General features: G+C 64.5%; 12 protein-coding genes and 1 tRNA gene. 10 read left to right on the forward strand and 3 right to left on the reverse strand.

Annotated elements, in window-relative coordinates; translation table 11 throughout:
* Positions 1 to 133 precede the first annotated feature (133 nt).
* A complete protein-coding gene (gene pgsA / locus HHL27_RS03960) occupies positions 134 to 727 on the forward strand; it encodes a CDP-diacylglycerol--glycerol-3-phosphate 3-phosphatidyltransferase (protein WP_169492124.1) in 594 nt (197 codons plus the stop codon).
* A gap of 7 nt (positions 728 to 734) precedes the next feature.
* On the opposite strand, the gene HHL27_RS03965 is transcribed toward pgsA, so the two are convergent.
* From HHL27_RS03965 to rnd, 3 genes are all read right to left on the reverse strand, one after another.
* Positions 735 to 1,079 carry a PilZ domain-containing protein gene (locus HHL27_RS03965; RefSeq protein WP_169492028.1) on the reverse strand — a complete coding sequence of 115 codons (345 nt, stop codon included), beginning with the start codon at positions 1,077 to 1,079 and terminating at the stop codon, positions 735 to 737.
* Positions 1,080 to 1,149: 70 nt separating this feature from the next.
* Entirely contained in the window at positions 1,150 to 2,046 is an 897-nt protein-coding gene (locus tag HHL27_RS03970) for a hydrogen peroxide-inducible genes activator (protein ID WP_169492029.1), read from the reverse strand.
* Complete coding sequence (rnd, locus tag HHL27_RS03975) at positions 2,046 to 3,320, reverse strand: ribonuclease D (RefSeq protein ID WP_169492030.1); 1,275 nt, start codon at positions 3,318 to 3,320, stop codon at positions 2,046 to 2,048. The genes HHL27_RS03970 and rnd overlap by 1 nt, the downstream gene beginning before the upstream one ends.
* A 165-nt stretch (positions 3,321 to 3,485) precedes the next feature.
* Between rnd and aspS the strand changes: the two genes are divergently transcribed.
* From aspS to HHL27_RS04020, 9 genes are all read left to right on the forward strand, one after another.
* Positions 3,486 to 5,279, forward strand: a complete 1,794-nt coding sequence (aspS, locus tag HHL27_RS03980) for an aspartate--tRNA ligase (RefSeq protein ID WP_169492031.1) — start codon at positions 3,486 to 3,488, stop codon at positions 5,277 to 5,279.
* A 447-nt stretch (positions 5,280 to 5,726) separates the two neighbouring features.
* Positions 5,727 to 6,527 (forward strand): hypothetical protein, encoded by an 801-nt coding sequence (locus tag HHL27_RS03985; protein WP_169492032.1) that lies wholly within the window; start codon positions 5,727 to 5,729, stop codon positions 6,525 to 6,527.
* A 392-nt stretch (positions 6,528 to 6,919) separates the two neighbouring features.
* A complete protein-coding gene (locus HHL27_RS03990; RefSeq protein WP_206069335.1) occupies positions 6,920 to 7,474 on the forward strand; it encodes a hypothetical protein in 555 nt (184 codons plus the stop codon).
* A gap of 294 nt (positions 7,475 to 7,768) precedes the next feature.
* The gene (locus HHL27_RS03995; RefSeq protein ID WP_169492034.1) at positions 7,769 to 8,005 is read left to right on the forward strand and encodes an acyl carrier protein; all 237 of its coding nucleotides are present in this window, start codon (positions 7,769 to 7,771) and stop codon (positions 8,003 to 8,005) included.
* Between the two features lie 253 nt (positions 8,006 to 8,258).
* Positions 8,259 to 9,515, forward strand: a complete 1,257-nt coding sequence (fabF, locus tag HHL27_RS04000; protein ID WP_169492035.1) for a beta-ketoacyl-ACP synthase II — start codon at positions 8,259 to 8,261, stop codon at positions 9,513 to 9,515.
* A 38-nt stretch (positions 9,516 to 9,553) separates the two neighbouring features.
* Positions 9,554 to 10,537, forward strand: coding sequence for an endolytic transglycosylase MltG (mltG, locus tag HHL27_RS04005; protein ID WP_169492036.1), 984 nt, complete (start codon positions 9,554 to 9,556; stop codon positions 10,535 to 10,537).
* Between the two features lie 94 nt (positions 10,538 to 10,631).
* The gene (locus HHL27_RS04010; protein WP_169492037.1) at positions 10,632 to 11,162 is read left to right on the forward strand and encodes a peroxiredoxin; all 531 of its coding nucleotides are present in this window, start codon (positions 10,632 to 10,634) and stop codon (positions 11,160 to 11,162) included.
* 15 nt (positions 11,163 to 11,177) lie between these two features.
* The gene (locus HHL27_RS04015; protein WP_169492038.1) at positions 11,178 to 11,708 is read left to right on the forward strand and encodes a 2'-5' RNA ligase family protein; all 531 of its coding nucleotides are present in this window, start codon (positions 11,178 to 11,180) and stop codon (positions 11,706 to 11,708) included.
* A gap of 129 nt (positions 11,709 to 11,837) precedes the next feature.
* Positions 11,838 to 11,914 (forward strand) — tRNA-Met (locus HHL27_RS04020).

The following is an 11,914-nucleotide window of genomic DNA, read 5'->3' on the forward strand; positions in this document are numbered from 1 at the left end:
TTTAGCGCGCAGACCCATAACCCGATGGCAGGCATGGGCAAGAGGCATCTGATGCTTTCAACCGCAACGCAGCGGGGTTAAGGCCGGTCTCATGTCCCAAGCCTCTCCCCGTGCCCCGTCGCGACCGCGCACCATGCTCAGCCTGCCCAACCTGCTGACGCTTTCGCGCATCGTCGCGGTGCCGCTGCTGGCGGCGCTGCTGTGGTGGCCGGATTGGGCGCTGGGTTACGGCCTCGGCTTCGCGATCTACTGCCTGATGGGCATCACCGATTACTTCGATGGCTACCTCGCGCGCGCGCAGGGGACGGTGAGCAAGCTGGGCGTGTTCCTCGATCCGATCGCCGACAAGATCATGGTCGCCGCCGTGATCCTCGTCCTGTCGGCGCAAGGCGTGCTGCGCGGACCCTACGTGGGCGATATGCACGTCATCGCCGGTCTGGTGATCCTGGTACGTGAAATCGCCGTTTCGGGCCTGCGCGAATTTCTCGGCGGGATCCAGGTGTCGGTCCCGGTGTCGAAGCTCGCCAAGTGGAAGACCACGTTCCAGCTCGTTTCGCTCGGCGCGTTGATCCTTGGCCATGCCCTGCCGGGCTGGATGATGACGGTGGGCGGCCTGGCGGTGAACGTGCCGCACACGGTGGGGCTGACGACGCTGTGGGCGGCCGCCGCGCTGACCGTGATCACCGGGTGGGATTACCTGCGCGTCGGGCTCAAGCACATGGACTGAACCGCGGTCAGCCGCGCAGCTTGAACGGTTGCGATGGCGCCGCCGGCTTTTCTGCCGCCTTCTCGCGGGCGGCGCCACGGGCATCGACCTCGATCCCGAACCGCGTGTCCTCGATCCAGCGGACCACGCCCCACAGGTCGGCGATTTCGGGGAGGGCGATCCGCACTTGCGTGCCGACGGCCGGCGCCCCTTGCGCGCAGCTCGCCTGAACGCCGCTCGCCGAGACGTTTTCGACCACCACGCTGCAGGTCGTACCGTCCTCGAACGTCAGCACCACGGGTGCGAGCATCTTGCGGCGGCGCGGGCGCAGCACCGGGGTGGGGCGGAACAGCGACTTGTCGACGATGGTCATGGCCGGATCGATAGCGCAGGCGGAATGAGCCGCCCGTGCGGCAGGTTTACGTAGTATTGCGTAGGGGGACTCAGCCCGCGCGCAGTTCCTGGGCCAGCAGGCGGAATTCCTCGCTGCGGGGCGAATTCTTGCGCCAGACGAGCGCGATCTCGCGATAGGCGTGATCGGCCTTCAACGGGCGGGCGACGATCTGCGTATCGTGCAGGATACCCGCCTCAAGCGCCATCTCGGGCAGCATGGTCAGACCCAGGCCATTGTCGACCATCTGCACCAGCGTGTGCAGGCTCGTGCCGATCATCGTTGCGCTGGCCCGCAATTCCGGGCGGTTGCACGCGGCAAGCGCGTGTTCCTTCAGGCAGTGTCCGTCCTCGAGCAGCAGCAGCCGGTTCTCGTCGATGACGGAGGGGCTCACCACCTCGGGCGGATCGCGCGGATCGTCCTTGGGAAAGGCCACGAACAGGCGGTCGTCGAACAGCGGCTCCACCTCTACCTCGCCGGTGGCGAAGGGCAGGGCGAGCAGCACGCAGTCGGCGCGCCCGTGATGCAGCGATTCGATCGCCGCCGCGCTCGGCTCCTCGCGCAGGAACAGCTTGAGCTGCGGGCGTTCCTTGCGCAGGCGCGGCAGGATGCGCGGCAGCAGGAACGGCGCGATCGTCGGGATCACGCTCATCCGCAATTCACCCGCCAGCGGCGCGCCGTGGCTCTGGACCAGTTCGGACAATTCCTCCGCCTCGCGCAGCAGGCGATGCGCCTTGCTCACCACCTGGTTGCCCAGCGGCGTGAAGCGCACCACGCGGCGCGTGCGCTCCACCAGCGTCACCCCGAGCAGCGATTCCAGTTCACGCAGCCCGGCCGACAGCGTCGACTGCGAAACGAAGCAGGAATCGGCGGCGCGGCCGAAGTGGCCGTGTTCGTGCAGCGCCACAAGGTACTGCAGCTGCTTCAACGTGGGGAGGTAGGTGCTCATCAGTCTTGCGCGGTCGTCTCTTCCGGGGTGTCCTCGGCAACCGCAACGGGGGCGCCCGCATCTGCATCGTCGACCACGATGGCCGGATCCTCGCGATCGCCCGCGATCTTGTCGATGTGCGCCATCTTGAGCTTGCCCTTCACCACCGCGAAGGCGAGCTTGCCTTCGACCAGTTCGAGCGCATCACGGCCGAACTGTTCGAAGCGCCAGCCTTCCAGGATGGGCAGGTTCTTGCGCTGCCCGGCGGCGAGCAGCTCCAGATCATCGCTGCGCGCCAGCAGGCGGGCGGCGATGTCGATCTCGCGGCTGCGGATCTTGAGCAGCAGCTTGAGCAGGTCCGCCACCAGCGCGCCTTCCTTGCCCAGCGGCGCGCCGCGCGGGGTGCGCGGCGGCATTTCGGCTTCGGTCAGCGGCTTGGCATCGGCCAGGCAATGCATCAGGCGGCGGCCGATGTCATTGTCCTTCCACCCGCTCGAAAGGCCGCGAACCTTGGCGAGTTCAGCCTGTTCGCGCGGTGGATGGCTGGCGATGTCGGCCAGCGTTTCATCGCGCATGATGCGGCCGCGCGGGATGTTCTTGTCCATCGCCTCGGCCTCGCGCCAGGCGGCGAGCGCCTTCAACCGGCCCAGCACCGCCGGATTGCGGCTCGGCGCGCGGATCTTCTGCCAAACCGTGTCGGGATCGCTGCGGTAGTTTTCCGGGTCCGCCAGCTTCTCCATCTCGATATCGAGCCATTCGCCGCGGCCGGTCTTGATCAGGCGGCGCAGCATCTTGGGGAAGATCTTGGACAGGTGGGTGACATCGCCGATCGCGTATTCGATCTGGCGTTCGGTCAGCGGGCGGCGCGCCCAGTCGGTGAAGCGCGCGCCCTTGTCGATGGAAAAGCCGAGCCAGCTTTCGACCAGGTTGGAATAGCCGATCTGCTCGCTCTGGCTGATCGCCATCATCGCGATCTGGGTGTCGAAGATCGGGTGCGGGGTCTTGCCGGTCAGGTTGTAGATGATCTCCACGTCCTGCCCCCCTGCGTGGAAGACCTTCAGCACGTCTTCATTGTCGACCAGCAGGTCCAGCAGCGGGGTCAGGTCGATCCCCGGCGCCATCGGGTCGATCGCGGCCGCCTCGTTCTCGTCCGCGATCTGCACCAGGCAGAGCTCGGGGAAGTAGGTGTTCTCGCGCATGAACTCGGTATCGACGGTGACGAAGTTGGCCTTGGCCAGTCGCTCGCACAGTTCGGCAAGCGCATCGCTCGTGGTGATCAGCGGGTGTATCTTCATCGTTCTTTTCTGTATTGGGGCGTCCCGACGGTTCGGTGCGGCCCTTTCGTGGTGGCCCCGTCCGGGGCCTTCGGCTTGACAAATCTGCGGCCATCGCCTCTTGGCCGCGCCCATATATCAGCCCCTTGTCCCTGCCCGATTGCAGGGCGATTGGAAAGAGTTTCGATGCACCCTTATCGTTCCCACACCTGCGGCGCACTGGTGCGCGGTGACGTCGGACAGAGCGTCCGCCTTTCGGGCTGGGTGCACCGCAAGCGTGACCATGGCGGCGTGCTGTTCGTCGACTTGCGCGATCATTACGGCATCACCCAGATCGTTGCCGACAGCGACAGCCCCGCGCTCGCCATCCTCGAAGGCGTCCGCGTCGAAAGCGTCGTCACCATCGAAGGCGATGTGAAGGCGCGCAACGAGGCGACGATCAACCCGAACCTGTCGACCGGCGAGATCGAGGTGTTCGCCCGCGCTGCCACCGTGATCTCGGCCGCCGAGGAACTGCCCCTGCCGGTGGCGGGTGAGCAGGAATATCCCGAGGATATCCGCCTGCGCTATCGCTTCCTCGATCTGCGCCGCGAAACGCTGCACGCCAACATCGTCACCCGCACCAAGGTGATCCGCGACATGCGCCGCCGCATGGAGGATGCAGGCTTCACCGAATATTCGACGCCGATCCTCACTGCGTCCAGCCCCGAAGGCGCGCGCGACTTCCTCGTGCCCAGCCGCATCCACCCGGGCAAGTTCTACGCGCTTCCCCAGGCGCCGCAGCAGTACAAGCAGCTGCTGATGGTGGCAGGGTTCGACCGCTACTTCCAGATCGCGCCGTGCTTCCGCGACGAAGACCCGCGCGCCGATCGCCTGCCGGGCGAATTCTACCAGCTCGACCTCGAAATGAGCTTCGTCACCCAGGAAGAAGTCTGGGAAACGATGGAGCCGGTGATCGGCGGCGTGTTCGAAGCCTTTGCCGCGCGCGATGGCAAGGTCCGCTCGGTCACGCCCACCGGCAGCTTTCCGCGCATCCCTTACGACGAAGCGATGCTCAAGTACGGCTCGGACAAGCCGGACCTGCGCAACCCGCTGATCATCCACGATGTGACGGGCGAATTCACCCAGTCCGGCTTCGGCCTGTTCGAGAAGATCGTCGGTTCGGGCGGCAAGGTCCGCCTGATCCCGGCGCCGAACACCGCCGACAAGAGCCGCAAGTTCTTCGACGAAATGAACGACTGGGCCCGCGCCGAAGGGCATGCCGGGCTCGGCTATGTCACCCGCAAGGGCGGCGTGTTCGGCGGTCCGATCGCCAAGAACCACGGCGAGGACCGCATGGCCGCGCTCTATGACTCGCTCGGCCTCGGGCCGGACGACGGCTGCTTCTTCGCCGCCGGAAAGGAAGAACAGGCCGCCAAGCTCGCGGGCGCGGCGCGCACCCGCGTGGGCGAACAGCTCGGCCTGATTGACAAGGACCGCTTCGAGCTGTGCTGGATCGTCGACTTCCCGTTCTACGAATGGGATGAAGACAACAAGAAGGTCGAATTCAGCCACAACCCGTTTTCGATGCCGCAGGGCGGGATGGACGCGCTGACCAATCAGGACCCGCTGACGATCAAGGCGTTCCAGTACGACCTCGTCTGCAACGGCTACGAGATCGCCTCGGGCTCGATCCGCAACCAGAGCCCCGAGACGATGGTCAAGGCATTCGAGATCGTCGGACTGACCAAGGCCGATGTCGAGGAGCGCTTCGGCGGCCTCTACCGCGCTTTCCAGTACGGCGCCCCGCCGCACGGTGGCATGGCGGCGGGCGTCGATCGCATCGTCATGCTGATCTGCGGCGTGCAGAACCTGCGCGAAATCTCGCTGTTCCCGATGAACCAGCGCGCCGAAGACCTGCTGATGGGCGCACCCACGCCAGCGGAGCCCAAGCAGCTGCGCGAACTGAGCCTGCGCGCGGTCGAACAGCCCAAGGGCTGAGCCGAAGGCGACCGGGCGCGCATCAAGGCGCCCGGTTGTACGGCCGTGGTTTCTAAATCGCATCGCCGGATGCGCACGCGGTCGCGGCCATAAAGGGTCGCGACCGCGTGCCGCTGCGCGTCTTTAGCGTGTCCCAGCGTGTCTCGATCGCGCCGCGCCAATCGTCGGATGCAAACATTGCGACCGGCGAAATCGTCGGTGCAGAACCCGCACCCGAGGCTGGCGCAACCGTATACGTAACTATCCTTATGCGGGAAAAGACGAGCCAGATAGGTTCGTTAAGTGCCGTAGTACAAACAGGCTAGAACTATAGTTAGAATGCTAGCCAATAGGTTTAAGGATTTAAAAAGTCTTAATAAAATAAATTAATATCGATTAGGATCAATCCTCACGGAGTCGGGTTGTTGGCTGAGTGACGGGCAGCGATTCCTGAGGGTTGCACTTGCTATGAAGGTATTTCGTTTATTTGGCGGTGTGACCCGGGTTTCTACGCTGTTCTTGGCTACGGCAATCGTCACAAATGTACCGGTGTTCGCCAAAGCGGTGATGACTTCCACATTCGATGATCTCCCTTCGAACACCGCCATTCCCAACGGCTATCGTGATCTGGTCTGGAATAACTTTTCTGTAATCGATCGACGCGGGCAAGTTCCGGGCGGGTACCACAACGGCGTGGTATCGGGCGATGACGTCGCCTCGAACGTCAATGGTGAGAAGGCTTCGATCAAGGCGCAGAACAGCCGCTTTGCCATCAAGAGCGGCTGGTTTGGAGCTGCATGGAACGATGGCTTGACCATTCACGTCACGGGACAGGTCAATGGCCTCGATGCTTATTCGCGCGATATTGTCGTCAATACATCAGGACCCGTCTATCAGGACTTTTCAGGCTGGAAGAACCTGTCGGGACTGACGTTCGATTCCTTCGGCGGAACCAATGCTGGATACGGTGGATCCGGTCCGCAATTCACCATGGACAATGTCTCGCTGCACGCATCGCGCATGCTCGACATGAAGTTGCCGATCGCAGCGGCGTTTCTTGGCCTGGGAGCGGTGCTCATCGGAACCGGCGACGATCAAGCCACGCCGCAATGCTCATCCTGCGGCATTCCCAGTGTCGGCGCGCCCGAAATCGATGGCGGCAAGTTGCCGCTTGCGGTGTTGCTGCTTGTCCTGGGTGTCGCGGCGCTCGACCGCCGCCGGCGCGGCGCAGGGGATGCCGGTTCGGCCAATGGTGCCATCGCTCAATAGCAGCGATCAGGACCGGCCAGACTTTCCCGCAGATCGGAGTAGGCCGGCAGTAATTATCCGATTTGCGAAAAACGGTGCGTGGCGAATTGTTGCCAAGTTACCGACATTGCTGATTTTTTATCTATCCGAACTTGATAGAAGAAGAGCGATAGTCCAAACGATTATAAAGCCTCTCAAGCGGTAAATATAACGTTATCCCCGGTCGTTGATGAAACCAAGCACAGACTTGGAGTCGTTTGGATTTTTTTGTCTATATTTCAATGGTCAATTGGGACCGGGGGTAACGACCTATGAAAATAACTCAATTAATTCATCGCTCCGTCAAACCTGTCATTGCCGCCATGGCAGCAATGGCCATCGGCACTACCGCCCACGCAGCGGAACCCGTGCAGGTGCCTGACTTCGACACCGTTTCGAGCGGTGGCTACTACGCCCAGATTCCCAACGGCTACAACGGCGTCGATTGGGACAACTTCTACGCCCTTGATGCAGTGAATTATGGAACGCAGGGCACCAATGGTTACACCAATGGCCTGGTGAGCGGCCGCAACGTCGCGTTCAACGCGTTCGGCAATCCCGCGGCCATTCATGCCGGCGGATCAAGCTTCACCCTGAAGGATGGCTACTTCACGGCGGCCTGGAACAATGGCCTGACGATCGATGTCGTCGGCAAGGTCAATGGTACCGATACCTACTACAAGAGCTTCGTGGTAGACACGCTCAGCCCGCTCCATGTCATCTTCGACTGGGCCGGGCTCAGCGACGCAGTGTTCACGTCGTCGGGCGGGGTCAGCGCCGGTTATTTTGGAAGCGGCAACCACTTCGCGCTCGATAACGTTTCGTTCGGCGCGCCCGAGATCAACGGGGGCACCCTGCCGCTTGCACTGATGCTCCTCGTTCTCGGCGCCGTTGCGCTGGAGCGGCGGCGCAGGGCAGCCGCTGCGTGATCGCCAGCGATAACTGACCGATAAACAACACTGTGCCTTGCGGGGTTGCGCCGGTCATCCACACGGCGCAACCCCGTTTCTTTTGGCCGCGCGCACTGTTGCGATGTTGCTGATTTGAAAGCCTGCGCAGCCGGTGGCAGGCTGCCGACGCCGCCGTCGATCCAGGCCCCGGACACTGCCGCCTGCCGCGCGCGGCTGTGGAATGACAGCCTTCCCGCTTGCCAGCGCCGTTAGGGGACATTAGGGCGATTTCTGATCGAGATACCCAACCCAGTTCCTCAAAGGGGCATAATAATGAGCGATACCGCCGACCGCGTTAAGAAGATCGTCGTCGAGCACCTGGGCGTCGAGGCCGAGAAGGTCACCGAAGATGCCAGCTTCATCGACGACCTGGGTGCCGACTCGCTCGACATCGTCGAGCTGGTCATGGCGTTCGAGGAAGAATTCGGCGTCGAAATCCCGGACGATGCGGCCGAGAAGATCGCCACCGTCTCGGACGCGATCAAGTACATCGACGAAAACAAGGGCTGATCGCCCGGCTTTCCGCCGATAATCCCCGTCGCCCTGCGCTTGTCGAAGGGCTGTCCCGCGCCGCGGTCGCCACAAGGTTGATCAGGCGCAGGACGGGGCTTCGACAGGCTCAGCCCGGACGGGTTGGGCCTGTTGGTCTTTCTGGGGCAATGCGCCCGTCGGGACCAGAAGCGATTGAATGCACGGGGCTTTACGTCTTGCCCTTTGATCGCTTCGGCTTACCTGAACCTCCAAAGTCGTTTCGGAGCACAATATGCGTCGTGTCGTCGTAACCGGTCTTGGCCTTGTCACTCCGCTCGGCGCGGATGTGGAGACCGTTTGGGCCAACCTGCTCGCGGGCAAGTCGGGCGCAGGGCCGATCACACGGTTCGATACGACGGGGCAGAAGTGCCTGATCGCCTGCGAAGTGAAGCCGGCCGATCACGAATATGGCTTCGATGCCGGCAAGCGCGTCGATCACAAGATCCAGCGCCAGGTCGATCCGTTCATCGTCTACGGCATCGACGCGGCGGGACAGGCGCTCGAAGACGCAGGCCTCGTCGACATGGACGATGACCTCAAGATGCGCACCGGCTGCTCGATCGGTTCGGGCATCGGCGGCCTGCCGGGCATCGAATCCGAATCGATCGTGCTGCACGAAAAGGGTCCGGGCCGCGTCAGCCCCCACTTCGTCCACGGCCGCCTGATCAACCTGATCTCGGGCCAGGTGTCGATCAAGTACGGCCTGATGGGCCCCAACCACGCGGTCGTCACCGCCTGCTCCACCGGCGCCCACTCGATCGGCGATGCCGCGCGCATGATCAAGGACGGCGATGCGGACGTGATGCTGGCGGGCGGTGCGGAAAGCACCATCAACCCGCTGGGCGTTGCCGGGTTTGCCCAGGCGCGCGCGCTCAACTGCAGCTTCAACGACCGCCCGACCGAAGCCAGCCGCCCCTATGACAAGGACCGTGATGGCTTCGTCATGGGCGAAGGCGCGGGCGTCGTCGTGCTCGAGGAATATGAGCACGCCAAGGCGCGCGGCGCGAAGATCTACGCCGAAGTCGTCGGCTATGGCCTGTCGGGCGATGCCTACCACGTCACCGCGCCGCACCCGGAAGGCAAGGGCGCCGAACTCGCGATGCGCATGGCGCTGCGCAAGGCCGGCCTGAATGCGGGCGACATCGATTACGTCAACGCCCATGGCACCTCGACCATGGCCGACACGATCGAGCTCGCCGCGGTCAAGCGCGTGCTCGGCGATGACCTGTCGGGCGCTTCGATGAGCAGCACCAAGTCGGCCATCGGCCACCTGCTCGGCGGTGCCGGCGCGGTCGAAACGATCTTCTGCATCCTCGCCATCCGCGATCAGATCGTGCCGCCCACGCTCAACCTGCACAATCCGGACGAAGGCACCGAAGGCGTCGATCTGGTGCCGCTGGTCGCCAAGAAGCGCACTGTGCGCGCCGCGCTGAACAACTCGTTCGGCTTCGGCGGCACCAACGCCAGCGTCATCGTCAAGGCGATCTGAGCGGCCGCTTGGCCCGCCGCACGAACAGGAGAGCGCGCGTGAAGAAGCGTCCCGGCAAGCTCGCGATCATCGCTCTTGCCGTGGCGCTCGTCGGCGCGGGCTGGCTCGTGCACTTCTTCTATGGCTGGTACGGCCCTGGGCCGCTGGGCAAGGAAACCGCGTTCGTGGTTCCCGCCGGCGCCTCGCTCGGCAGCGTCGCGCCTCAGCTTGAGCGCGAAGGCGTGGTCGCCTCGGCCGCCACGTTCCGCGCCCGAGCGCGCCTGCTGGGCGGCAAGGAGCCGATCAAGGCGGGCGAATTCACCATCCCCGCCGGCGCCAGCGGATCGCTGGTGCTGCGCATCCTGCAGGGCCAGGAAGGCGTCACACAGCGCCTCGTCACCGTGCCCGAAGGCATGCCTTCGATCATGGTGCGCGAACGCCTGCTCGCCCAGCCGCTGCTGACGGGGCCGGTGGGCGATATCGCCGAAGGGTCGATCCTGCCCGACAGCTACGATTTCCAGCGCGGCGAACCCCGCGCCGCCGTTCTCGCGCGGATGCAGAAGGCGATGGACCGCACCTTGACCGAACTCTGGGCGGGCAGGGCGAAGGACACCGTTGCCAAGACCCCGCGCGAAGCGCTGATCCTCGCCTCGATCGTCGAGAAGGAGACCGGCAAGCCATCGGAGCGCAAGATGGTCGCCGGGCTCTATTCCAACCGCCTGCGCACCGGCATGCTGCTGCAGGCCGATCCCACGATCATCTACCCGATCACCAAGGGCAAGCCGCTGGGCCGCCGCATCCGCCAGTCGGAGATCCAGGCGGTCAACGGCTACAACACCTACACGATGACCGGCCTGCCCGAAGGCCCGATCACCAATCCCGGCCGCGATTCGATCGAAGCGGTGCTGCATCCGGCGCAGACCAAGGCGCTCTACATGGTGGCCGACGGCACCGGCGGCCACGTCTTTGCCGACACGTTGCAGCAGCACAACGCCAACGTCGCCAAGTGGTTCGCCATCCGCCGCGCGCGCGGCGAACTCTGACCGACCCGGATCGCAAGGTCCTCGCGGCACCGATCGCGCCGTGCGGCGTTTGGGGGGCAACCGTCTTCCCCGATTTCCCCCGCAGAGGTCCGCCATGATCGAAAAGCCCATCCCCGACGTCGTCCTCAAGACCCGCGTGCGCGACGAAAGCATCGGCGGCGACAACCCGTTCCGCTGGCAGGATCTGAACGTGCGCGATGCCTTTGCCGGCAAGAAGGTCGTGCTGTTCTCGCTGCCGGGCGCGTTCACGCCTACCTGCAGCAACGAACAATGCCCCGCGTTCGAACGGCTCTACGACGATCTGCGCGCCGCCGGGGCGGATGAAGTCTACTGCATCGCGGTCAACGATGCGTTCGTCATGTACCAGTGGGGCAAGCACCTCGGCCTCGAACGGGTCAAGCTCCTGCCCGATGGTTCGGGCCACTTCACCCGCCGCATGGGCATGCTGATCGACAAGGACCATCTGGGCTTCGGCTTGCGCTCGTGGCGCTATGCCGCGATCATCGATGACAACCGCGTCACCGCCTGGTTTGAAGAGCCCGGCATCAACGACGACGGGACCGACGACGATCCCTATGGCGAAACCAGTCCCGAAAAGGTCCTCGAAGCCCTCCGCGCCGGTTGAGGCGAGGGCGGGGCGGTGACCGAGCAGAGCGCCGCGCGCGCCCCGCTGATCGTCACCGCCACGCTGCCGGCCACGCTGCAGGGCTGGGCCGAAGGCCTGCGCCGCGCACACTTCCCGCCAGAGCGCAACCACCTTGCCGCCCACGTCACGCTGTTCCACGCGCTGCCGGCGATGGTCGAGCAGGAGGCGCGCGAACTCCTCTCCCGCCTCTGCGCCGAAACGCCGCCACCGCCCGCCCGGCTCGAAAAGATCATGAACCTGGGCGGCGGCACCGCCTTCGCCATCGCCAGCCCCGCGATGATCGACGTGCGCCACGCGGTCGCCGATCGCTTCCACGGCCTGTTGACGGGGCAGGACAGCCACGCCCCGCGCCTCCACGTCACCGTGCAGAACAAGGTCACCGCCGCCGAGGCGCGCACGCTGCAGGCTGCGCTCGCCGCGCAATTCCACCCGCGCGACTTCGCCTTCGCCGGGCTCGAACTGCACCGCTACCTCGGCGGCCCGTGGGAGAAACTCGGCGCCTGGACCTTCCGCGGCCGGCGCTGATCGGGCGCGCCTGCCATTGCGTTGGCATTGGTCTGGCAAAGCCGCATTTACCCGGTTGACCAGCCCCGCCGCGCCCCCTATGTGCGCCGCCTACCCCGCGCAAGATCCACCGTGACACGCGCACTTCGGGGCGGAGTAGCTCAGTCGGTTAGAGCAGCGGAATCATAATCCGCGTGTCGGGGGTTCGAGTCCCTCCTCCGCTACCA

Source organism: Novosphingobium olei, assembly GCF_012927405.1.
GTDB lineage: Bacteria > Pseudomonadota > Alphaproteobacteria > Sphingomonadales > Sphingomonadaceae > Novosphingobium > Novosphingobium olei.

Excerpts from the sequence above, each read along its gene's own strand:
- pgsA (WP_169492124.1), top strand. The coding sequence starts at position 134 with ATGCTCAGCCTGCCCAACCTGCTGACGCTTTCGCGCATCGTCGCGGTG.
- HHL27_RS03965 (WP_169492028.1), bottom strand. The coding sequence starts at position 1,079 with ATGACCATCGTCGACAAGTCGCTGTTCCGCCCCACCCCGGTGCTGCGC.
- HHL27_RS03970 (WP_169492029.1), bottom strand. The coding sequence starts at position 2,046 with ATGAGCACCTACCTCCCCACGTTGAAGCAGCTGCAGTACCTTGTGGCG.
- rnd (WP_169492030.1), bottom strand. The coding sequence starts at position 3,320 with ATGAAGATACACCCGCTGATCACCACGAGCGATGCGCTTGCCGAACTG.
- aspS (WP_169492031.1), top strand. The coding sequence starts at position 3,486 with ATGCACCCTTATCGTTCCCACACCTGCGGCGCACTGGTGCGCGGTGAC.
- HHL27_RS03985 (WP_169492032.1), top strand. The coding sequence starts at position 5,727 with ATGAAGGTATTTCGTTTATTTGGCGGTGTGACCCGGGTTTCTACGCTG.
- HHL27_RS03995 (WP_169492034.1), top strand. The coding sequence starts at position 7,769 with ATGAGCGATACCGCCGACCGCGTTAAGAAGATCGTCGTCGAGCACCTG.
- fabF (WP_169492035.1), top strand. The coding sequence starts at position 8,259 with ATGCGTCGTGTCGTCGTAACCGGTCTTGGCCTTGTCACTCCGCTCGGC.
- HHL27_RS04010 (WP_169492037.1), top strand. The coding sequence starts at position 10,632 with ATGATCGAAAAGCCCATCCCCGACGTCGTCCTCAAGACCCGCGTGCGC.